Annotated in this window: 21 protein-coding genes; 17 read left to right on the top strand and 4 right to left on the bottom strand. The window is 53.4% G+C overall.

What is annotated here, in order from left to right; translation table 11 throughout:
• The first annotated feature begins 48 nt into the window (after positions 1-48).
• Both otsB and otsA read left to right on the top strand, forming a co-directional pair.
• Positions 49-852: a trehalose-phosphatase gene (gene otsB / locus NA330_RS13825; RefSeq protein WP_000830109.1), complete on the top strand. Its 804-nt coding sequence runs from the start codon at positions 49-51 to the stop codon at positions 850-852.
• Positions 827-2,248 (top strand): alpha,alpha-trehalose-phosphate synthase, encoded by a 1,422-nt coding sequence (gene otsA, locus NA330_RS13820; protein WP_000089042.1) that lies wholly within the window; start codon positions 827-829, stop codon positions 2,246-2,248. The genes otsB and otsA overlap by 26 nt, the downstream gene beginning before the upstream one ends.
• A 17-nt stretch (positions 2,249-2,265) precedes the next feature.
• Here otsA and uspC read toward each other — a convergent pair whose 3' ends face one another.
• Together uspC and NA330_RS13810 are read right to left on the bottom strand one after the other, a co-directional pair.
• On the bottom strand, positions 2,266-2,694 hold the full coding sequence (uspC, locus tag NA330_RS13815; RefSeq protein ID WP_000122606.1) for a universal stress protein UspC: 429 nt from the start codon (positions 2,692-2,694) through the stop codon (positions 2,266-2,268).
• Positions 2,691-2,807 carry a hypothetical protein gene (locus NA330_RS13810; RefSeq protein WP_001617301.1) on the bottom strand — a complete coding sequence of 39 codons (117 nt, stop codon included), beginning with the start codon at positions 2,805-2,807 and terminating at the stop codon, positions 2,691-2,693. Before NA330_RS13810 ends, uspC begins: the two co-directional genes overlap by 4 nt.
• Positions 2,808-3,489: 682 nt before the next feature.
• Here NA330_RS13810 and flhD point away from each other — a divergent pair.
• The 15 genes from flhD (at position 3,490) to bglB (ending at position 19,111) form a co-directional block, all read left to right on the top strand.
• A complete protein-coding gene (gene flhD / locus NA330_RS13805) occupies positions 3,490-3,831 on the top strand; it encodes a flagellar transcriptional regulator FlhD (protein WP_001518146.1) in 342 nt (113 codons plus the stop codon).
• Positions 3,828-4,412, top strand: a complete 585-nt coding sequence (gene flhC, locus NA330_RS13800) for a flagellar transcriptional regulator FlhC (protein WP_000605987.1) — start codon at positions 3,828-3,830, stop codon at positions 4,410-4,412. The genes flhD and flhC overlap by 4 nt, the downstream gene beginning before the upstream one ends.
• Positions 4,413-4,536: 124 nt before the next feature.
• Positions 4,537-5,424, top strand: a complete 888-nt coding sequence (gene motA, locus NA330_RS13795) for a flagellar motor stator protein MotA (RefSeq protein ID WP_000906312.1) — start codon at positions 4,537-4,539, stop codon at positions 5,422-5,424.
• Positions 5,421-6,350 carry a flagellar motor protein MotB gene (motB, locus tag NA330_RS13790; protein WP_000795653.1) on the top strand — a complete coding sequence of 310 codons (930 nt, stop codon included), beginning with the start codon at positions 5,421-5,423 and terminating at the stop codon, positions 6,348-6,350. Before motA ends, motB begins: the two co-directional genes overlap by 4 nt.
• A 4-nt stretch (positions 6,351-6,354) precedes the next feature.
• Complete coding sequence (gene cheA / locus NA330_RS13785; RefSeq protein ID WP_072103228.1) at positions 6,355-8,370, top strand: chemotaxis protein CheA; 2,016 nt, start codon at positions 6,355-6,357, stop codon at positions 8,368-8,370.
• 20 nt (positions 8,371-8,390) lie between these two features.
• Entirely contained in the window at positions 8,391-8,894 is a 504-nt protein-coding gene (cheW, locus tag NA330_RS13780) for a chemotaxis protein CheW (RefSeq protein WP_000147295.1), read from the top strand.
• Between the two features lie 236 nt (positions 8,895-9,130).
• Positions 9,131-10,792: a methyl-accepting chemotaxis protein II gene (gene tar, locus NA330_RS13775; RefSeq protein ID WP_023241932.1), complete on the top strand. Its 1,662-nt coding sequence runs from the start codon at positions 9,131-9,133 to the stop codon at positions 10,790-10,792.
• A gap of 160 nt (positions 10,793-10,952) precedes the next feature.
• Positions 10,953-11,819, top strand: a complete 867-nt coding sequence (cheR, locus tag NA330_RS13770) for a protein-glutamate O-methyltransferase CheR (protein WP_000204363.1) — start codon at positions 10,953-10,955, stop codon at positions 11,817-11,819.
• Positions 11,816-12,865 (top strand): protein-glutamate methylesterase/protein glutamine deamidase, encoded by a 1,050-nt coding sequence (cheB, locus tag NA330_RS13765; protein WP_000036389.1) that lies wholly within the window; start codon positions 11,816-11,818, stop codon positions 12,863-12,865. The genes cheR and cheB overlap by 4 nt, the downstream gene beginning before the upstream one ends.
• Positions 12,866-12,882: 17 nt before the next feature.
• Positions 12,883-13,272, top strand: a complete 390-nt coding sequence (gene cheY, locus NA330_RS13760; RefSeq protein WP_000763861.1) for a chemotaxis response regulator CheY — start codon at positions 12,883-12,885, stop codon at positions 13,270-13,272.
• 10 nt (positions 13,273-13,282) lie between these two features.
• On the top strand, positions 13,283-13,927 hold the full coding sequence (gene cheZ, locus NA330_RS13755) for a protein phosphatase CheZ (protein ID WP_000983585.1): 645 nt from the start codon (positions 13,283-13,285) through the stop codon (positions 13,925-13,927).
• A 193-nt stretch (positions 13,928-14,120) separates the two neighbouring features.
• Positions 14,121-15,272 (top strand): flagellar biosynthesis protein FlhB, encoded by a 1,152-nt coding sequence (gene flhB, locus NA330_RS13750; protein WP_000797081.1) that lies wholly within the window; start codon positions 14,121-14,123, stop codon positions 15,270-15,272.
• Positions 15,265-17,343, top strand: coding sequence for a flagellar biosynthesis protein FlhA (gene flhA / locus NA330_RS13745; RefSeq protein WP_000002392.1), 2,079 nt, complete (start codon positions 15,265-15,267; stop codon positions 17,341-17,343). The genes flhB and flhA overlap by 8 nt, the downstream gene beginning before the upstream one ends.
• Positions 17,343-17,735, top strand: coding sequence for a flagellar protein FlhE (gene flhE / locus NA330_RS13740; protein ID WP_001233619.1), 393 nt, complete (start codon positions 17,343-17,345; stop codon positions 17,733-17,735). Before flhA ends, flhE begins: the two co-directional genes overlap by 1 nt.
• Before the next feature lie 236 nt (positions 17,736-17,971).
• Positions 17,972-19,111, top strand: coding sequence for a beta-galactosidase BglB (gene bglB / locus NA330_RS13735; protein WP_000989908.1), 1,140 nt, complete (start codon positions 17,972-17,974; stop codon positions 19,109-19,111).
• A gap of 53 nt (positions 19,112-19,164) precedes the next feature.
• On the opposite strand, the gene mrdA is transcribed toward bglB, so the two are convergent.
• Positions 19,165-21,036 (bottom strand): penicillin-binding protein 2, encoded by a 1,872-nt coding sequence (gene mrdA / locus NA330_RS13730; RefSeq protein ID WP_000142868.1) that lies wholly within the window; start codon positions 21,034-21,036, stop codon positions 19,165-19,167.
• A gap of 188 nt (positions 21,037-21,224) precedes the next feature.
• The gene (gene argS / locus NA330_RS13725; RefSeq protein ID WP_001025365.1) at positions 21,225-22,958 is read right to left on the bottom strand and encodes an arginine--tRNA ligase; all 1,734 of its coding nucleotides are present in this window, start codon (positions 22,956-22,958) and stop codon (positions 21,225-21,227) included.
• Positions 22,959-23,030 lie beyond the last annotated feature (72 nt).

Genomic DNA, 23,030 nt, shown 5'->3' with positions numbered 1-23,030 from the left:
AATGAGACCGTTTGTGAATCTCAATATGATGATAAGGAGGAGACCAGGGTGGCAGAACCGTTAACCGTATCCCCCGAACTCACTGCGAACTATGCGTATTTTTTTGACCTTGATGGCACATTGGCAGAGATAAAGCCTCATCCCGATCAGGTAGTGGTACCGCATAAAATCCTTCAGTTGTTAGACCGTCTCGCGGCGCACAACGCAGGGGCACTGGCATTGATTTCAGGGCGTTCAATGACTGAGCTGGATGCTTTGGCGAAGCCTTTTCGCTTTCCGCTCGCTGGCGTTCACGGGGCAGAGCGTCGTGACATCAATGGTAAAACCCATATCGTGCGCCTTCCTGAAGCGGTAGTCCGTGAGGTGGAGGCGTTATTACGTTCGACGCTTGCAGCGCTGCCCGGAACGGAGCTGGAGACGAAGGGGATGGCGTTTGCGCTGCACTACCGTCAGGCTCCGGAACATGAAGCGGCGCTGTTGGCGCTTGCGCAACACGTTACGCAGCACTGGCCGCAACTGGCGTTGCAGCCTGGTAAATGTGTTGTGGAAATCAAACCTAAGGGAACTAATAAAGGCGAAGCGATTGCCGCCTTTATGCAGGAGGCGCCCTTTGCGGGACGGATTCCCGTTTTTGTGGGCGACGATTTGACCGATGAGGCTGGCTTTGGCGTGGTGAATCACGCTGGCGGAATTTCCGTAAAAGTGGGCGTCGGGGCAACCCAGGCGGCATGGCGACTGGAAAGCGTACCCGATGTCTGGCGCTGGCTGGAACAAATCAATTATCCACAACAAGAACAACAAGTAATGAATAACAGGAGAGATGGCTATGAGTCGTTTAGTCGTAGTATCTAATCGAATTGCCCCCCCGGATAATAAAGGCGGCGCCGGCGGCCTCGCCGTTGGCGTGCTTGGCGCGCTAAAAGCGGCTGGCGGGTTGTGGTTCGGCTGGAGTGGCGAGACAGGTAACGAGGATGAGCCATTAAAAAAGGTGACAAAAGGTAATATTACCTGGGCATCGTTTAACCTGAGTGAACAAGATTACGAAGATTATTACTGTCAATTTTCCAATGCGGTTCTCTGGCCTGCGTTCCACTATCGTCTGGACCTGGTACAGTTTCAGCGTCCTGCATGGGAAGGCTATATGCGGGTGAATGCGCTATTAGCGGATAAGTTATTGCCCCTCATTAAAGAGAACGACATCATTTGGGTGCATGACTACCACCTGTTACCGTTTGCCAGCGAGCTGCGTAAACGCGGCGTGAACAACCGAATTGGTTTTTTCCTGCATATTCCATTCCCGACCCCGGAGATTTTTAACGCTTTACCGCCGCATGATGAACTGCTGGAGCAGTTGTGTGACTTTGATCTGCTAGGGTTCCAGACGGAAAATGATCGCCTGGCTTTTCTGGATAGTCTTTCGAGTCAAACGCGAGTCACGACTCGCAGCGGCAAGCAGCATATCGCGTGGGGTAAAGACTTCCAGACAGAAGTGTATCCCATCGGTATTGAGCCCGATGAGATTGCTCTGCAGGCTGCCGGGCCATTGCCGCCTAAACTGGCGCAGCTCAAGGCGGAACTGAAAAATGTGAAGAATATTTTTTCCGTTGAGCGGCTGGATTATTCGAAAGGGCTGCCGGAACGTTTTCTGGCGTATGAAGCGCTACTGGAAAACTATCCGCAGCATCGGGGAAAAATTCGTTATACCCAAATTGCGCCTACGTCACGCGGCGAAGTACAGGCATATCAGGATATTCGCCACCAGCTTGAGACGGAAGCAGGCCGGATTAATGGGAAATATGGACAATTGGGCTGGACGCCGCTCTATTATCTGAATCAGCATTTCGACCGTAAACTGTTAATGAAGATATTCCGTTATTCAGACGTCGGGCTCGTCACCCCGTTGCGTGACGGGATGAACCTGGTGGCGAAAGAGTTTGTCGCCGCGCAGGACCCCGCTAATCCTGGCGTACTGGTACTGTCACAGTTTGCCGGCGCGGCGAATGAACTGACGTCGGCGTTAATCGTCAATCCTTACGATCGGGATGACGTGGCGGCGGCGCTCAATCGCGCGTTAACGATGCCCCTTGCCGAGCGTATTTCGCGTCATGCGGAAATGCTGGACGTGATCGTTAAAAATGACATTAACCGCTGGCAGGAGCGTTTTATTCATGACCTAAAGGAGGTCACGCCGCGTAGCCCTGAGCGTCAGCAGCAGAACAACGTGGCGACGTTCCCTAAGCTGGCCTGAGATATCGCGAGCGGCGACTAGTCGCCCGCTAACGGTACCAGCAACACATCTACCTGACTGGCGCTGACGACACTTTTTGCCGAGCAGGACGCGCGCGAAAAGAAACTGTGGTTATGGTTGCCGCAAATGACCAGATCAACATGGTGTTTGCGGCACACAGCCAAAATATGCTGGCTTAACTCACCTGATGCGATGAAAGTTTGTTCAATCGGATAATCCGCCTTTTCCCCCAGCATCTTAAGAAAATTCTCGGTTTCCTCATGCATAACCGCGCGTAAATCCTCCATCATGGGCGCGGCGAACTGGTTATACAGTTCAGGATCGGAAGCGAGAGTAATCAGGCTTACTTTCGCCTGAACAGGGCGGGCGATAGAGACCGCTTTAGCCAGTAGCTGGTGACTTTCCGGGGTGACGGCAACGGCGACAAGAATATGGGTGTAGCTCATAACTCGCTCCTTGATTGCAAGAATATGAGATTGTGCTTTAGCTTTACTCTGTTTATCGCATTTCTGCAATGCGCTAATGCCACATTAATGTGAAGGACATCATAATTAATCATTAATTATTCTTATGTAAAGAATCGTGGCATAAGACACTTTTTACACACCACCAGGATGCTTCATTTAAACGGGTGAACAAGGAAAGCTAAAAGTTAAATCAAATGAGCTTATTTTTAACAGCGGAGGGCGTATGCTGTGACGAGATTAATTAATAACGTTTAATATTTAAGCCACTGTTTACTAAAGGTAAAATAAAATCGTTTCTAAAATAGAAATAATAGCCTGTTATCTATTATCCTGGCGTTATTTTAACAGAGAGAAACAAAAAAGAATTTGGTGTTGACGTACCCCTATTCAGCAGTGTGGAATAGAAAAAGTGAACATTAGGTTATTAATTAAACAAAGTAAAAGCCATGCTGATGGTTTTATCGTAAGTATTCCGTTAAATTATGTGATCTACATCACATATTTTCTAAAATCGCCGTCCCGCTCCGTTGTATGTCACGAAGCTGACGAGTAGAGTTGCGTCGAATTAGGAAAAATCTTAGGCATTTGTAAAAATTGATGTAAACGTGTAAGGCGAATCTCAGTGGGAAGCTGCGTTATACGTCACAATGTCCACAATGTCTGAGCGCTGCTATGCATTTGACCTTTTTGCTTCTTTTACCGGGCCTTCCCGGCGACATCACGGGGTGCGGCTACGTCGCACAAAAATAAAGTTGGTTATTCTGGATGGGAACAATGCATACATCCGAGTTGCTAAAACACATTTATGACATCAATTTGTCATATTTACTCCTTGCACAGCGTTTGATCGTCCAGGACAAAGCATCTGCGATGTTCCGCCTCGGTATCAACGAAGAGATGGCAAACACACTGGGCGCGTTGACCCTGCCGCAGATGGTCAAACTGGCGGAGACGAACCAGTTAGTTTGTCATTTCCGGTTTGACGATCATCAGACGATCACCCGTTTGACTCAGGATTCGCGCGTCGATGACTTACAGCAGATTCACACAGGTATCATGCTTTCAACGCGTCTGCTCAATGAAGTGGACGATACGGCGCGTAAGAAAAGGGCATGATAATGAGTGAAAAAAGCATTGTTCAGGAAGCTCGCGATATCCAGTTGGCGATGGAGTTGATTAATCTTGGCGCTCGTCTACAAATGCTGGAAAGCGAAACACAGCTCAGCCGTGGTCGCCTCATCAGGCTGTACAAAGAATTACGCGGTAGCCCGCCGCCTAAAGGGATGCTGCCATTTTCGACAGACTGGTTTATGACCTGGGAGCAAAATATTCATGCCTCCATGTTCTGCAACGCCTGGCAATTTTTACTGAAGACCGGCTTATGCAGCGGTGTGGATGCGGTGATTAAAGCTTATCGGCTTTATCTTGAGCAGTGTCCGCAACCGCCTGAAGGGCCGTTATTGGCGCTGACTCGCGCATGGACGCTGGTGCGTTTTGTTGAAAGTGGGTTGCTTGAATTGTCGAGCTGTAACTGCTGCGGTGGGAACTTTATTACCCATGCGCATCAGCCCGTAGGCAGCTTTGCGTGTAGTTTATGCCAGCCGCCATCCCGCGCAGTAAAAAGACGTAAACTTTCCCGAGATGCTGCCGATATTATTCCACAACTGCTGGATGAACAGATCGAACAGGCTGTTTAACCGAAACGGTGTGGACAAACACTCCAGCAGCGGTAAGTCATTACCGCTGCTTTTTTTTGCCTTGCCTTCGCGTTAATCGCCCGACTGCGCATCCTGTCATAGTCAACAGCGGAAGGATGATGTCGTGCTTATCTTATTAGGTTACCTGGTGGTTATCGGTACAGTTTTCGGCGGTTATGTCATGACCGGCGGACACCTTGGGGCACTCTATCAACCTGCTGAACTGGTCATCATTGGCGGCGCGGGGATAGGGGCGTTCATTGTCGGCAACAACGGGAAGGCCATCAAAGGCACGATGAAAGCGATCCCGTTGTTATTTCGTCGTTCGAAATACACAAAATCTATGTACATGGATTTGCTGGCGTTGCTCTATCGCCTGATGGCCAAATCACGCCAGCAGGGGATGTTCTCCCTTGAACGCGATATTGAAAATCCGAAAGAGAGTGAAATCTTCGCCAGTTATCCGCGTATTCTGGCCGATGCGGTAATGCTTGATTTTATTGTCGATTATCTGCGCCTGATCATCAGCGGCAACATGAATACGTTCGAAATTGAAGCGTTGATGGATGAAGAGATTGAAACCCATGAAAGCGAGGCGGAAGTCCCGGCCAACAGTCTGGCGATGGTGGGGGATTCGCTGCCTGCCTTTGGTATCGTCGCGGCGGTAATGGGGGTGGTTCACGCTCTGGCTTCAGCCGATCGTCCGGCAGCGGAGTTGGGGGCGCTGATTGCCCATGCCATGGTAGGTACGTTCCTCGGTATTTTACTGGCTTATGGATTCATTTCACCGTTAGCGACCGTTTTGCGCCAGAAGAGCGCCGAAACCACCAAGATGATGCAGTGCGTAAAAATCACACTGCTGTCTAATCTGAACGGCTATGCGCCGCCGATTGCCGTGGAATTTGGTCGTAAAACGCTTTATTCCAGTGAGCGTCCATCGTTTATTGAGTTGGAAGAACACGTTCGCGCAGTGAGAAACCCAAACCAGCAGCAGACGACTGAGGAAGCATGAAAAATCAGGCTCATCCCATTGTCGTCGTAAAACGCCGCAGGCACAAACCGCACGGCGGCGGGGCGCACGGTTCCTGGAAAATTGCCTACGCCGATTTTATGACGGCGATGATGGCTTTTTTTCTGGTGATGTGGCTGATTTCCATCTCCAGCCCTAAAGAATTAATTCAGATTGCCGAATATTTTCGTACGCCGTTGGCCACCGCGGTAACGGGGGGGAACCGGATTGCCAATAGCGAGAGCCCGATACCAGGCGGCGGCGATGATTACACCCAACAGCAGGGTGAAGTGGAAAAGCAGCCGAATATCGACGAGCTGAAAAAACGGATGGAGCAGAGTCGCTTAAACAAACTGCGTGGCGATCTGGATCAGCTGATCGAATCCGATCCCAAACTGCGCGCGTTACGTCCGCATCTGAAAATTGATTTAGTTCAGGAGGGGTTGCGCATCCAGATTATCGACAGCCAGAACCGCCCGATGTTTAAAACCGGTAGCGCCGAAGTTGAGCCGTATATGCGCGATATCCTGCGTGCGATTGCGCCAGTGTTAAACGGTATACCTAATCGCATTAGCCTGGCCGGCCATACCGATGACTTTCCCTACGCGAACGGCGAAAAAGGCTATAGCAACTGGGAGTTATCCGCCGATCGCGCCAATGCCTCTCGTCGCGAACTGGTCGCTGGCGGGCTGGATAACGGAAAAGTATTACGGGTGGTTGGCATGGCCGCCACGATGCGGCTGAGCGATCGCGGTCCTGATGACGCCATCAACCGCCGTATAAGCCTGCTGGTGTTAAACAAACAGGCGGAACAGGCCATTTTGCATGAAAACGCTGAAAGCCAGAATGAGCCGGTAAGTGTATTACAACAGCCTGCGGCAGCCCCGCCGGCAAGCGTACCCACATCGCCAAAAGCGGAACCGAGGTGATAGCGTGAGCATGGATATTAGCGATTTTTATCAGACATTTTTTGATGAAGCTGACGAGCTGTTGGCTGATATGGAGCAGCATCTGCTGGATTTGGTGCCGGAATCCCCGGACGCTGAACAACTGAACGCCATTTTTCGCGCGGCGCACTCCATTAAAGGCGGCGCGGGCACATTCGGCTTCACTATTCTGCAGGAAACCACACATTTAATGGAAAACCTGCTGGATGAAGCCCGACGCGGTGAAATGCAGCTCAATACCGACATTATCAACCTGTTTTTGGAAACGAAAGATATTATGCAGGAACAGCTCGACGCCTATAAAAACTCCGAAGAGCCGGATGCCGCAAGCTTCGAATATATCTGCAATGCGCTACGCCAGTTGGCGCTGGAGGCGAAAGGCGAAACCACGCCGGCGGTCGTAGAAACCGCGGCACTAAGCGCGGCGATCCAGGAAGAGAGCGTAGCCGAAACCGAATCGCCTCGTGACGAGAGTAAACTGCGCATTGTACTTTCACGGTTGAAAGCCAGTGAGGTCGATCTGCTTGAAGAAGAGTTGGGCAATTTGGCTACTCTGACGGATGTCGTTAAGGGGGCGGATTCACTGTCGGCAACTCTGGATGGCAGCGTCGCGGAAGATGACATTGTCGCGGTGCTCTGTTTTGTCATCGAGGCCGATCAGATCGCTTTTGAAAAAGTGGTCGCCGCGCCCGTGGAAAAAGCGCAAGAGAAAACCGAGGTAGCACCGGTAGCGTCTCCGGCAGTCGTTGCGCCAGCCGCCAAAAGCGCGGCCCATGAACATCATGCGGGGCGTGAAAAACCTGCGCGTGAACGCGAGTCCACCAGCATTCGCGTGGCGGTAGAGAAAGTGGATCAGCTCATAAACCTGGTCGGCGAGTTAGTGATTACCCAGTCAATGTTGGCCCAGCGTTCTAACGAGCTGGACCCGGTAAACCACGGCGATCTCATTACCAGTATGGGTCAGTTACAACGTAACGCCCGCGACTTACAAGAGTCGGTGATGTCGATTCGTATGATGCCTATGGAGTACGTCTTCAGCCGTTTCCCGCGTCTGGTACGCGATTTAGCGGGCAAACTGGGCAAGCAGGTAGAGCTGACGCTGGTGGGGAGCTCCACTGAACTTGATAAAAGCCTGATCGAACGCATTATCGACCCGCTGACGCACCTGGTGCGCAACAGTCTCGACCACGGGATTGAAATGCCGGAAAAACGCCTTGAGGCGGGGAAAAATGTTGTCGGCAACCTGATTCTTTCCGCAGAACATCAGGGCGGGAATATTTGTATTGAAGTGACCGATGACGGCGCGGGGCTTAACCGTGAGCGTATCCTGGCGAAGGCCATGTCGCAGGGGATGGCGGTGAATGAAAACATGACCGACGATGAAGTAGGCATGTTGATCTTCGCGCCGGGATTCTCAACTGCGGAACAGGTCACGGATGTCTCCGGTCGCGGCGTTGGCATGGATGTGGTGAAACGTAACATTCAGGAGATGGGCGGTCACGTTGAGATCCAGTCAAAACAAGGCTCCGGCACCACGATTCGTATTCTGCTGCCGCTGACGCTGGCCATCCTCGATGGGATGTCGGTTCGCGTGGCGGGGGAAGTTTTTATCCTGCCGTTAAATGCGGTGATGGAGTCGCTGCAACCGCGTGAAGAGGATCTTCATCCGCTGGCGGGTGGCGAACGGGTTCTGGAAGTTCGCGGCGAGTATTTGCCGCTGGTCGAATTGTGGAAAGTGTTTGACGTGGACGGGGCGAAAACCGAAGCCACGCAGGGCATTGTTGTGATCCTGCAAAGCGCGGGACGCCGTTACGCGCTGCTGGTCGATCAGCTCATCGGTCAGCACCAGGTGGTGGTCAAAAATCTGGAAAGCAATTATCGCAAGGTACCGGGGATTTCCGCCGCGACGATCCTGGGCGACGGCAGCGTCGCGCTGATTGTTGATGTTTCCGCATTGCAGGGTTTAAACCGCGAGCAACGTATGGCGATCACAGCCGCCTGATTGAGTGAGAAGGGAATAATATGACCGGTATGAGTAATGTAAGCAAACTGGCCGGCGAGCCGTCAGGTCAGGAATTCCTGGTGTTTACACTGGGAAATGAAGAGTACGGCATCGATATCCTGAAAGTGCAGGAGATCCGTGGCTATGACCAGGTGACGCGCATCGCCAATACACCGGCCTTTATAAAAGGGGTGACTAACCTGCGCGGCGTGATTGTCCCCATTGTCGATCTGCGCGTGAAATTCTGCGAAGGCGACGTAGAGTACGATGACAATACGGTAGTGATCGTACTGAATCTGGGGCAACGCGTCGTCGGGATAGTGGTAGACGGCGTGTCTGACGTACTGTCGTTAACGGCGGAACAGATCCGTCCGGCGCCAGAATTTGCCGTGACCTTGTCAACAGAATATTTGACGGGATTGGGCGCGCTCGGCGAGCGTATGCTGATTCTGGTGAATATCGAAAAACTGCTTAACAGCGAAGAGATGGCGCTGCTGGATATCGCAGCATCACACGTCGCGTAATAACGTTGCCGGATGGCGTCGCGCCATTCGGCAATATTCACCGTTATGCTTCCGCCAGCGGTGAGAGTGCCTCTTCATCGCCCGCGCCCAGCACCTGCATTTTGCGCCGACATCGCCGCTGCGACACTGTTATTGTCAATATCGTCTTCCGGAACAGCGTATTTCCTTTTTGCAAAAGTAAAGTTATCACCGCAGGTGCCGATAACGTTGATAACTCGTTATCAGGAAGGTGCCTTATGTTTAACCGTATCCGCGTTGTCACAATGCTGATGATGGTGCTGGGGGTTTTCGCACTGCTACAGCTTGTTTCCGGTGGTTTGCTGTTTTCTTCATTACAGCATAACCAGCAAGGTTTTGTTATTTCTAACGAATTACGCCAGCAACAAAGCGAACTCACGTCGACATGGGACTTAATGCTGCAAACGCGCATTAACCTGAGCCGCTCCGCCGCACGCATGATGATGGACGCTTCTAACCAGCAGAGCAGCGCCAAAACGAATTTACTCCAGAATGCAAAAACGACTCTCGCACAGGCGGCGGCGCACTACGCCAATTTCAAAAATATGACGCCATTGCCAGCGATGGCGGAGGCCAGCGCGAACGTCGATGAAAAATATCAGCGCTATCAGGCCGCATTAGCCGAACTTATTCAGTTTCTGGACAATGGCAATATGGATGCCTACTTCGCCCAGCCAACCCAGGGAATGCAAAACGCGTTGGGCGAGGCGCTGGGCAATTACGCCCGGGTGAGCGAAAACCTGTACCGCCAGACATTTGATCAAAGCGCTCATGACTACCGTTTTGCGCAATGGCAACTGGGGGGGCTTGCGGTCGTGCTGGTGCTGATTTTGATGGTGGTTTGGTTCGGCATTCGTCATGCCCTGCTTAACCCATTAGCGCGAGTGATTACTCATATCCGTGAAATTGCCAGCGGCGACCTGACGAAAACGCTCACCGTCTCAGGATGTAATGAAATTGGCGAACTGGCGGGAACGGTTGAACATATGCAACGCTCGCTGATTGACACCGTAACGCAGGTTCGTGAAGGTTCGGATGCGATTTATTCCGGCACCAGTGAAATTGCCGCCGGTAATACCGACCTCTCTTCCCGTACCGAACAACAAGCCTCCGCTCTGGAGGAGACGGCGGCCAGCATGGAACAACTGACGGCCACCGTGAAGCAAAACGCCGATAATGCCCGTCAGGCTTCGCAACTGGCGCAAAGCGCCTCCGAGACCGCGCGTCATGGCGGCAAAGTGGTCGACGGCGTGGTAAACACCATGCACGAAATTGCCGACAGTTCGAAAAAAATCGCTGACATTATCAGCGTTATCGACGGTATTGCCTTCCAGACTAACATTCTGGCGCTGAACGCGGCGGTAGAAGCGGCGCGCGCGGGAGAGCAGGGGCGCGGTTTTGCGGTCGTGGCAGGCGAGGTGCGTAATCTGGCCAGCCGCAGTGCCCAGGCGGCGAAAGAAATAAAAGCGTTGATTGAAGATTCCGTCTCGCGTGTCGATACCGGTTCAGTGCTGGTGGAAAGCGCCGGGGAAACCATGACTGACATCGTCAATGCCGTTACGCGCGTCACGGATATCATGGGCGAAATCGCCTCCGCCTCGGATGAGCAAAGCCGGGGTATCGATCAGGTCGCTTTGGCCGTTTCCGAAATGGATCGCGTAACGCAACAGAACGCCTCGCTGGTTCAGGAATCCGCAGCGGCCGCCGCCGCGCTGGAAGAGCAGGCCAGCCGTCTGACCCAGGCGGTATCGGCTTTCCGCCTGGCATCGCGACCGCTGGCGGTAAATAAACCTGAGATGCGTTTATCAGTGGACGCTCAGTCCGGCAATACGCCGCGGCCCTTAGCCGCCGGGGATGATGCGAACTGGGAAACCTTCTGATCGATGTGCGCTGTGTGCTGTCGGTTATCGATTAATTTGCGAACCCGCCGATCCCTTTCGTCTGGTTCGCATAGATAAAAGCAAAAAATGTGTAATACGGGAAGCATGGCGCTGCCGCAGGGCGCGCCCGTTGTACTTTGAATGTGATTAAGAAGGCGCTATGACATCATCTCTGCCCTCCGGGCAAACGTCAGTATTGTTACAGATGACACAGCGCCTCGCGCTGTCCGACGCGCATTTTCGTCGGATATGTCAATTAATCTACCAGCGTGCAGGGATCGTGCTGGCCGACCATAAGCGGGATATGGTTTATAACCGCCTGGTCCGTCGGCTGCGTGCCCTGGGACTGGATGATTTTGGCCGTTATCTCAGTATGCTGGAGGCTAATCAAAACAGCGCTGAGTGGCAGGCTTTTATCAACGCTCTGACTACCAACCTGACCGCTTTTTTTCGCGAGGCGCACCATTTTCCCATCCTTGCGGAACATGCGCGTCGCCGCCACGGCGAGTACCGCGTCTGGAGTGCGGCGGCATCGACAGGAGAAGAACCTTACAGTATCGCCATTACGCTGGCGGATGCGTTGGGGATGGCCCCCGGTCGCTGGAAAGTATTCGCCAGCGATATTGATACTGAAGTGCTGGAAAAAGCGAGAAGCGGTATTTATCGCCTCAGCGAACTGAAAACGTTATCGCCGCAGCAGCTACAACGTTACTTCATGCGCGGTACGGGGCCGCATGAAGGACTGGTGCGCGTGCGTCAGGAACTGGCCAGTTATGTTGAATTTTCCTCCGTTAATTTGTTGGAAAAGCAGTACAACGTACCCGGTCCCTTTGACGCGATTTTTTGCCGTAACGTCATGATCTATTTTGATAAAACGACTCAGGAGGACATTCTGCGCCGTTTTGTTCCACTCCTTAAACCTGACGGACTGTTGTTTGCCGGTCACTCAGAAAACTTTAGCAACCTCGTGCGCGAGTTTAGCCTGCGCGGACAGACGGTGTATGCGCTAAGTAAGGATAAAGCATGAGTAAAATCAGGGTATTGTCAGTTGATGATTCCGCGCTAATGCGCCAAATCATGACTGAAATTATTAATAGCCATAGCGATATGGAGATGGTGGCGACTGCGCCGGACCCGTTGGTCGCCAGGGATCTCATCAAAAAATTTAATCCGGACGTATTGACCCTGGACGTTGAGATGCCGCGTATGGACGGCCTCGATTTTCTGGAAAAACTGATGCGCCTGCGACCGATGCCGGTGGTGATGGTCTCTTCGCTGACCGGGAAAGGTTCTGAAGTGACGCTACGGGCGCTGGAGTTGGGGGCCATCGATTTTGTCACCAAACCGCAGCTTGGCATTCGTGAAGGTATGCTGGCGTATAGCGAGATGATCGCCGAAAAAGTGCGTACCGCCGCGCGGGCCCGCATCGCCGCACATAAACCGATGGCGGCCCCGGCAACCTTAAAAGCGGGTCCGCTGCTCAGTTCGGAAAAACTGATTGCTATCGGCGCTTCAACGGGCGGTACTGAAGCTATCCGACATGTGCTGCAACCGCTGCCGCTTTCCAGTCCGGCAGTGATTATTACGCAGCATATGCCGCCTGGCTTTACCCGCTCGTTTGCCGAGCGTCTGAATAAACTCTGTCAAATCAGCGTGAAGGAGGCCGAGGACGGCGAACGCGTATTGCCAGGTCATGCCTACATTGCGCCCGGCGACAAGCATATGGAGCTGGCGCGTAGCGGGGCGAATTATCAAATCAAAATTCATGATGGCCCGCCGGTAAACCGGCATCGGCCTTCCGTGGATGTGCTGTTTCATTCGGTGGCGAAACACGCGGGGCGCAACGCCGTAGGCGTCATTCTTACGGGGATGGGCAACGATGGCGCCGCTGGAATGTTAGCGATGTACCAGGCTGGCGCCTGGACCATTGCGCAAAACGAAGCAAGTTGTGTGGTGTTCGGCATGCCGCGCGAGGCCATCAATATGGGTGGCGTAAGCGAAGTGGTCGATCTTAGCCAGGTAAGCCAGCAGATGCTGGCGAAAATCAGTGCCGGACAGGCGATACGTATTTGAACCAGGAGTAGTATTTTATGGCGGATAAAGAGCTTAAATTTTTGGTTGTGGATGACTTTTCGACCATGCGTCGTATCGTGCGCAACCTCTTAAAAGAGCTTGGATTTAACAATGTGGAAGAGGCCGAAGACGGCGTCGACGCACTGAACAAGCTCCAGGCGGGCGGCTTTGGTTTTATTATCTCCGACTGGAACATGCCGAACATGGATGGCCTGGAGCTGCTGAAAACCATTCGCGCCGATAGCGCCATGTCGGCGTTACCCGTGTTGATGGTCACGGCGGAAGCCAAAAAAGAGAATATTATCGCCGCCGCACAGGCTGGCGCCAGCGGTTATGTCGTAAAACCGTTCACCGCAGCGACTCTGGAAGAGAAGCTCAACAAAATCTTTGAGAAACTGGGCATGTGAGGATGCGATGATGATGCAACCATCTATCAAGCCTGCTGATGAAGGCTCAGCAGGAGACATCATTGCGCGCATCGGTAGTCTGACCCGAATGCTGCGCGACAGCCTGCGTGAACTGGGGCTGGACCAGGCGATTGCCGAAGCGGCGGAGGCGATCCCTGATGCGCGCGACCGTCTGGATTACGTCGTCCAGATGACGGCGCAGGCGGCGGAACGCGCGCTAAACAGTGTCGAAGCCTCGCAGCCGCATCAGGATGCGATGGAAAAAGAGGCGAAAGCGCTAACCCAACGTTGGGACGAGTGGTTTGACAATCCGATCGAGCTTGCCGACGCCCGTGAACTGGTGACGGATACGCGCCAGTTTCTCAGGGATGTCCCGGGCCATACCAGCTTTACTAACGCGCAACTGCTGGACATCATGATGGCGCAGGATTTCCAGGATCTGACGGGTCAGGTGATCAAACGCATGATGGACGTGATTCAGGAGATTGAGCGCCAGTTGTTAATGGTGCTGCTGGAAAACATCCCGGAACAGAGCGCGCGACCAAAACGCGAGAACGAAAGCTTACTCAACGGCCCGCAGGTGGATACTTCGAAAGCTGGCGTCGTCGCCAGTCAGGATCAGGTGGACGACCTGCTGGACAGTCTTGGCTTTTAAGCTTTTTTGACCTGATGGCGCGGCGCTTATCGGGTCCGAATCCGTCAACCCGGCCGGATACGAGACTTTCTTATCGTATCCGGCTATCTCTATTAACGCCATAAACCCCGCCTTTTTTACCGCTTACTCTGCCCATTGGCGTAAAGCGGTTCTGGCATCATTCTCGCTTATCAATCTATCCAGGGTTTGCTGCGTGGCAGAAGAGAGCGACGACGACAAAACAGAAGCCCCCACACCCCACCGACTTGAAAAAGCGCGGGAAGAAGGGCAGATCCCCCGTTCCAGAGAACTGACCTCACTGCTGATATTGCTGGTGGGCGTTTGTATTATTTGGTTCGGCGGCGAGTCGTTAGCGCGGCAGTTGGCGGGAATGCTCTCAGCAGGCCTGCACTTCGATCACCGTATGGTGAACGATCCTAACCTGATCCTGGGGCAGATAATTTTGCTGATTAAAGCGGCGATGATGGCGTTGCTACCGCTCATCGCGGGCGTGGTGCTGGTGGCGCTTATCTCGCCGGTTATGCTTGGCGGCCTGATTTTTAGCGGTAAGTCGCTACAGCCAAAATTTTCTAAATTAAACCCGCTGCCGGGAATTAAGCGCATGTTTTCGGCGCAGACCGGCGCGGAACTGCTAAAAGCGGTGTTGAAATCCACGCTGGTCGGCTGCGTTACCGGCTTTTATCTCTGGCATCACTGGCCGCAAATGATGCGCCTGATGGCGGAGTCGCCGATCGTCGCAATGGGGAATGCGCTGGATCTGGTTGGACTCTGCGCGTTACTGGTGGTACTGGGCGTGATTCCGATGGTGGGATTTGACGTGTTTTTCCAGATCTTTAGCCACCTGAAAAAATTACGCATGTCGCGGCAGGACATTCGCGACGAATTTAAAGAGAGCGAAGGCGATCCGCATGTTAAGGGCAAAATTCGCCAGATGCAACGCGCCGCCGCGCAGCGCCGCATGATGGAAGATGTGCCGAAAGCGGACGTCATCGTCACTAACCCGACACACTATTCCGTGGCGCTGCAGTATGACGAAAACAAAATGAGCGCGCCGAAAGTGGTCGCGAAGGGGGCTGGATTAATAGCGCTGCGCATTCGCGAGATCGGCGCTGAACATCGGGTTCCCACTTTAGAAGCGCCGCCGCTGGCGCGGGCATTATATCGCCACGCCGAAATCGGTCAGCAAATTCCCGGACAGTTATATGCTGCCGTTGCGGAAGTGTTGGCCTGGGTCTGGCAGCTTAAACGCTGGCGGCTTGCGGGCGGGCAACGTCCTCCACAACCTGAGAACCTTCCGGTGCCAGAAGCGCTGGATTTTATGAACGAGAAGAATACTGATGGCTAATCTGGTCGCGATGCTGCGCCTGCCCAGCAACCTGAAATCGACGCAATGGCAAATTCTTGCCGGGCCGATCCTCATTCTGCTGATTTTGTCGATGATGGTGCTGCCGCTGCCTGCTTTTATCCTCGACTTATTATTTACCTTTAATATTGCGCTATCAATCATGGTGCTGCTGGTGGCAATGTTTACCCAGCGCACTCTGGATTTTGCCGCGTTTCCGACCATCCTGCTGTTTACCACGCTACTGCGTCTGGCGCTTAACGTAGCCTCAACGCGCATTATTTTGATGGAAGGGCATACCGGCGCGGCGGCGGCGGGAAAGGTAGTGGAGGCGTTCGGTCATTTCCTGGTCGGCGGTAACTTCGCGATCGGGATTGTGGTTTTTATCATCCTCGTCATTATCAACTTCATGGTCATCACCAAAGGCGCCGGACGTATTGCCGAAGTCGGCGCGCGCTTTGTGCTGGATGGTATGCCCGGTAAGCAAATGGCGATTGACGCCGATCTTAATGCCGGTCTGATTGGTGAAGACGAGGCCAAAAAACGGCGTTCGGAAGTCACTCAGGAAGCCGACTTCTACGGCTCGATGGACGGGGCAAGTAAATTTGTACGCGGCGACGCCATCGCCGGTATTCTCATCATGGTCATTAACGTGGTCGGCGGGCTGCTGGTCGGCGTATTGCAGCACGGAATGAGCATGGGCAGCGCGGCGGAAAGCTACACCCTGCTGACCATTGGCGACGGCCTGGTCGCCCAGATCCCGGCGCTGGTTATCTCCACGGCGGCGGGCGTCATTGTGACCCGCGTCAGTACCGATCAGGATGTAGGCGAGCAGATGGTTGGCCAACTGTTCAGTAATCCAAGGGTGATGCTGCTGGCGGCGGCGGTGCTGGGGCTGCTTGGCATGGTGCCAGGAATGCCTAACCTGGTATTTTTACTCTTTACCGCCGCTTTGCTCGGCCTGGCATGGTGGCTGCGCGGGCGCGAAGAAAAAGCGCCAGAGGAGCCGCAGCCGGTAAAAATGCCGGAAAATAACTCGGTGGTCGAAGCCACCTGGAATGACGTACAGCTTGAGGATTCACTGGGAATGGAAGTGGGCTACCGCCTGATCCCGATGGTGGATTTTCAACAGGATGGCGAATTGCTCGGACGTATTCGCAGTATTCGTAAAAAATTCGCGCAGGATATGGGGTTCCTGCCGCCGGTGGTCCACATTCGCGACAATATGGATTTACAGCCTGCGCGCTACCGTATTTTGATGAAAGGGGTAGAGATTGGCAGCGGGGACGCCTATCCGGGACGTTGGCTGGCTATTAACCCCGGCACGGCGGCGGGAACGCTACCGGGCGAGAAAACCGTCGATCCAGCTTTTGGCCTTGATGCCATCTGGATTGAAAGCGCCCTGAAAGAGCAGGCGCAAATTCAGGGCTTTACCGTCGTTGAAGCCAGTACCGTTGTGGCGACGCACCTTAACCACTTGATTGGCCAATTCTCCGCTGAACTGTTTGGCCGCCAGGAAGCGCAGCAACTGTTGGATCGTGTCTCTCAGGAGATGCCTAAACTCACGGAAGATCTGGTCCCCGGCGTCGTGACCCTCACGACCTTACACAAAGTCCTGCAGAACTTACTGGCGGAAAAAGTCCCGATTCGCGATATGCGCACCATTCTGGAAACGCTGGCGGAACATGCGCCGTTACAAAGCGATCCGCATGAATTAACCGCCGTGGTACGCGTGGCATTAGGACGAGCGATTACGCAACAGTGGTTCCCCGGTAATGAAGAAGTGCAGGTGATTGGCCTGGATACTGCGCTGGAGCGTTTGCTGCTTCAGGCATTGCAGGGCGGCGGTGGACTTGAGCCGGGGTTGGCGGATCGCCTGCTGGCGCAGACCCAAGAGGCGCTTTCTCGCCAGGAGATGCTTGGCGCGCCGCCGGTATTACTGGTTAACCATGCGCTACGTCCATTATTGTCCCGCTTTTTGCGGCGCAGTTTACCGCAGCTGGTGGTGTTGTCGAACCTTGAGCTTTCCGATAACCGTCATATCCGCATGACGGCGACCATTGGAGGAAAATAATGCGTAAATGGCTGGCGTTGTTGCTCTTTCCCCTGACGGTTCAGGCCGCAGGCGAAGGCGCGTGGCAGGATAGCGGTATGGGTGTAACCTTAAATTACCGGGGTGTTTCCGCATCGTCTTCGCCATTGTCGGCGCGTCAGCCGGTTTCCGGTGTGATGACGCTGGTCGCCTGGCGTTATGAACTGAATGGCCCGACTCCCGCGGGATTACGGGTACGTTTATGTTCCCAGTCCCGTTGCGTAGAACTTGATGGTCAGAGTGGCACGACCCACGGTTTTGCTCATGTTCCCGCAGTCGAGCCGCTCCGCTTTGTCTGGGAAGTCCCCGGCGGCGGCCGACTTATCCCGGCGTTAAAAGTGCGGAGCAATCAGGTGATTGTGAACTACCGCTAACCGCCCCTTTCTTTGCCAGGTAGCAGACCTGACTCTCTTTTTGAATAAATAGAAACGCCGTTTTATAAAATGGTGAGGTAGGTTGCCGGACTCTTTGCGTTTTTGCCATTTACGCTCTGGCAATGGCAGAAACAAAAAGGTTTCCGCCCAGCTTAGCTTTTACTGTAGCGAATCGACTGCGTCGGCGGTAAAACTGCACGCAGCACTGAATTCGACATTACACAGAGGTTAAGCAAATGATGGTTTATCCAGTCAAACACAGTCCGCTATTGCGTCAGCCTGAGCATTTTATCGCCAGAGATGAACTAAAAGCCCTGGTGCAAAAGGTGACGCATAACCTGGTCAATATTAAAGATGAGACAGGCGAATTTTTATTGCGACTGGACGACGGACGCGTGATCGATACTAAAGGCTGGGCCGGATGGGAGTGGACGCACGGCGTGGGCCTGTACGGAATGTATCACTATTACCAACAGACCGGCGACCAGACGATGCGTAAGATCATTGATGACTGGTTTGCCGATCGTTTTGCGGAAGGCGCGACGACGAAAAACGTTAATACGATGGCGCCGTTTTTAACGCTGGCGTATCGCTATGAAGAGACGCGTAATCCAGCGTATTTACCGTGGCTGGAAACGTGGGCCGAATGGGCGATGAATGAAATGCCCCGTACCGATCACGGCGGAATGCAGCACATCACGCTGGCGGAGGAAAATCATCAGCAGATGTGGGACGACACGCTAATGATGACGGTGCTGCCGCTGGCGAAAATCGGTAAGCTGCTGAACCGGCCGGAATATGTGGAAGAGGCAACCTATCAGTTCCTGCTGCACGTGCAGAATTTGATGGATAAAGAGACGGGGCTGTGGTTCCACGGCTGGAGCTATGACGGTCATCATAACTTCGCTAACGCTCGCTGGGCGCGCGGCAACAGCTGGCTGACCATTGTGATCCCGGATTTTCTTGAACTGCTGGACTTGCCGGAAAATAATGCCGTGCGCCGTTATCTGGTCCAGGTACTGAATGCGCAGATCGCCGCGCTGGCGAAATGTCAGGATGAAAGCGGTTTGTGGCATACGCTGCTTGACGATCCGCACTCTTATCTTGAGGCGTCGGCGACGGCGGGTTTTGCCTACGGTATTCTTAAAGCGGTGCGCAAACGTTATGTCGAACGGCACTATGCGCAGGTGGCGGAAAAAGCTATTCGGGGGATAGTGAAACATATCTCGCCGGAAGGTGAACTGCTGCAAACGTCATTTGGCACTGGCATGGGCCACGATCTCGATTTTTACCGTCATATTCCGTTGACCTCTATGCCTTACGGGCAGGCGATGGCTATGCTGTGTTTGACGGAATATCTGCGTAACTATTTCTGATGTATGCGGATATTCCGGTCGTATCCTTGTCTGATGGCGCTTTGCTTATTTGACTATGGCGCCTGACCCGACTGTGTGGTATCAGCCTGTGGATCAAACAGGTGGTCAAGGATTTTTCGCATGATGGGCGCGGCGGTAACGCCGTCGCTTCCGCCGTTTTCCAGAATCAAGGCAATAGCGACCTTAGGGTTTTTATACGGTGCAAAAGCGGTATAAAACACATGATCGCGCAGGCGAATGGGGATCATTTTCGCATTGTAGGTCTGATTTTCTTTCAGGCTAAACACCTGCGACGTGCCGCTTTTGGCCGCAATGCCGTAGGGCGCGGTGTGAAAGAACTTATAGCCCGTTCCGTTGGGTGCATTCGCCATGCCGTACATCGCCTGACGCACCAGTCCCCAGTATGGCGACGCCGGATCGGCTATCTGTGCCGGTGTTCCTGAAGGACGATACGGAACCACCGTTTTGCCGCTCTCTTCATTGAGTAACAGGTGAGGGGCAATCACCTTACCGTTGTTGATGAGCGCCACCATCGCTTTTACCATCTGGATGGGGGTGGCAATCCAGTAACCCTGGCCGATGCCGACAGAGATGGTATCGCCCTGATACCAGGCTTTTTTATGGACCCGCTGTTTCCATGCGCGGCTGGGAAGCAGCCCGTCATACTCTTCATTAAGGTCGATGCCCGTCGGTTTGCCATAGCCGAACTGAGACAACATCGTGTCGATACGGTCAATACCCATCATATAAGCGACCTGATAGAAAAAGGTATCCGCAGATTCCTCAATCGCTTTAGTGACATCCAGCATACCGTGTCCGGTTTTTTTCCAGTCCCGGTAATGACGCTGCGTGCCGGGAAGCGTCCAGGTTGGCGCGCCAAAGAAGGTGGTTTGCGGCGTAATAATCCCGCATAACAGCGCGGACATCGCCATATAGGGTTTAACCGTTGACGCCGGGGGATAAAGCCCTTGCGTCACGCGGTTGATCAGCGGCAGATTTTTATCGTGCAGCAGTTTGCCGTAATCCTGATAGCTAATGCCTTTTACAAAGGGATTCGGGTCGTAGCTGGGCATAGATACCATCGCCAGCACTGAACCATCGTGCGGATCTTCAACCAGTACGGCAGCACGCTGCCCGGCCAGCAAACTTTCAATGTACTCTTGTAAATGGAGATCCAGCGTCAGGTGAATGTTCTTACCCGCGATGGGAGGAACGTCTTTCAGCAGGCGGACAATACGCCCGTGATTATCCACCTCGACCTCCTGATAACCGGTTTTGCCATGAAGATCGTTTTCGTAGTAACGCTCAATCCCCTGTTTACCGATGTTATGGTCCGCCGCGTAATTCTCTGCCAGCCCTTTTTTATCCAGCGCTTTAAGATCGTTATCGTTTATCTTTGATACGTAACCGAGAACATGCGCCAGCTCCGCGCCGTAAGGATACTGCCGATCCTGATAGCTATTGATCGTGACGCCGTTGAAATGAAACTGATTGACCGCAAAGCGTGCGATTTCAACATCCGTTAGCGCGTTTTTGAGCACTACCGGACGATAGCGGCTACTGGATTTTAGCGCGCGGCGAAAGTCGGCGATATCGTCGGGGGAGAGATCAACAATAGGGGTGAGCTGTTTTAGCAGCGCATCCATATCGGCAATTTTATAGGGCGTAACCGCGATATCATACCAGGTTACGTTACGCACCAGCGGAATGCCGTTGCGATCGTAAATGATGCCGCGCGTGGGCGCGACGGGTAGCATCTTGATATCGTTCTCATTCGAACGGGTGGTGTAGTAGTGGTGCTGACGGATTTGCAAGTTATAGAGGTTGAAGATCAGGATACCAAAGCAGACAACCACTACACCAAACGCCACAATCACACGTCTCAGGAAGAGTTTCTCTTCCGCATCAAAGTCTTTAAAAGTCATTACCTGTACCTGAACAATCCGCCGCCTAATGATACGGGGCGGTCAGCGCCAGCACAGGTAAAAGATGTTCCATCTCTCTATAGAAATGTGTCATTCCTTGTGATTTGTTACAGATATACCGCTGTGGCAATAAAAAGGCCTGAGTCCGTTACCCGGAGTCAGGCCTGATGATGTTAACGACGGCGCGTTTACATGCGTTCTACGGTTTCGATACCCAACGTATCCAGACCCAGTTTCAGCGTCTTCGCCGTCAGTTGCGCCAGTTTTAGGCGGCTATTGCGAACCGCGTCATTCTCGGCGCTGAGAATAGGGCAGTGCTCGTAGAAGCCGGAGAACAGCCCGGCGACGTCATACAGATACGCGCACATGACGTGCGGCGTACCTTCACGCGCGACCACCGTCAGGGTTTCTTCAAACTGCAGCAAACGGGCAGCGAGCTGCGCTTCGCGATCTTCGCTAATGATAACCGGCGCGCTCGCCAGCGCCTGCTCGTCGATGTCCGCTTTACGGAAAACAGACAGCACACGCGTATAGGCATACTGCATATAAGGTGCGGTATTGCCTTCGAAAGCCAACATATTATCCCAGTCGAAGATATAGTCAGTGGTGCGGTTTTTTGACAAATCGGCGTATTTCACCGCGCCAATACCGACGGCGTTAGCCAGTTTTTCCAGCTCGTCAGCCGGCATATCCGGGTTCTTCTCCGCCACCAGACGACGCGCGCGCTCCAGCGCCTCATCCAGCAGGTCCGCCAGTTTCACCGTACCGCCCGCGCGAGTTTTAAACGGTTTACCGTCTTTACCCAACATCATGCCGAACATGTGGTGTTCCAGCGGAACGGAATCCGGCACATAACCGGCTTTACGCACAATGGTCCAGGCCTGCATCAGGTGCTGGTGCTGACGGGAGTCAATGTAGTAGAGCACGCGGTCGGCGTGCAGCGTTTCGTAACGGTATTTGGCGCAGGCGATATCGGTAGTGGTATACAGATAACCGCCATCTTTCTTCTGAATAATGACGCCCATCGGGTCGCCTTCCTTGTTTTTAAACTCATCAAGGAAAACCACCGTTGCGCCTTCGCTTTCAACCGCCAGGCCTTTGGCTTTCAGATCGGCGACGATGCCCGGCAGCATCGGATTATACAGACTTTCGCCCATCACATCGTCACGCGTCAGAGTGACGTTCAGACGATCATAGGTGATCTGGTTTTGCGTCATCGTGATATCAACCAGCTTACGCCACATCTCACGGAAATAGGTATCACCGCTCTGCAATTTGACGACGTAGTTACGCGCGCGCTCGGCAAACGCTTCATCTTCGTCATAATGCTTTTTCGCATCGCGGTAGAATCCTTCGAGATCCGCCAGCGCCATGTCGCCCGCGTTTTCCTGCTGCTGTTTTTCCAGCCAGGCGATAAGCATACCGAACTGGGTGCCCCAGTCGCCGACGTGGTTAGCGCGAATAACATGATGGCCCAGAAACTCCAGCGTGCGCACTGCCGCATCGCCAATGATCGTGGAGCGTAGATGACCAACGTGCATCTCTTTCGCGACGTTGGGCGCGGAGTAGTCGACGACAATCGTCTGGCGAGTCGGCTGAGAAACGCCCAGACGTTCGGAGGCCAGCGCCTGCTGCACCTGTTCAGCGAGAAAAGCCGGTTCGAGGAAAATATTGATAAAGCCAGGGCCGGCGATTTCAACCTTGCTGGCGATGCCGCTGAGATCCAGATGAGTCAGCACCTGCTCTGCAAGTTGTCGGGGGGCCATACCCAGTTTTTTCGCAACTGCCATCATGCCGTTGGCCTGATAGTCGCCGAACTGAACTTTGGCTGACTGACGAACCTGGGGCTCGCAATCTGCAGGCGCGCCTGCAGCAATCATGGCCTGACTAACTTTTTCTGAGAGAAGAGCCTGAATATTCACCGGAATACCTTACGTTTATGAAGCGGACTGTATTGCCCGCGCCAGTTTAAGAATTAGGGCGGGAGTATACTG

The sequence above is a fragment of the Salmonella sp. NW722 genome (genome assembly GCF_051702785.1).
Classification (GTDB): domain Bacteria; phylum Pseudomonadota; class Gammaproteobacteria; order Enterobacterales; family Enterobacteriaceae; genus Salmonella; species Salmonella enterica.
Note: the sequence above shows the minus strand (reverse complement) of the source record. Positions and strands in the feature narration are given on the sequence as shown.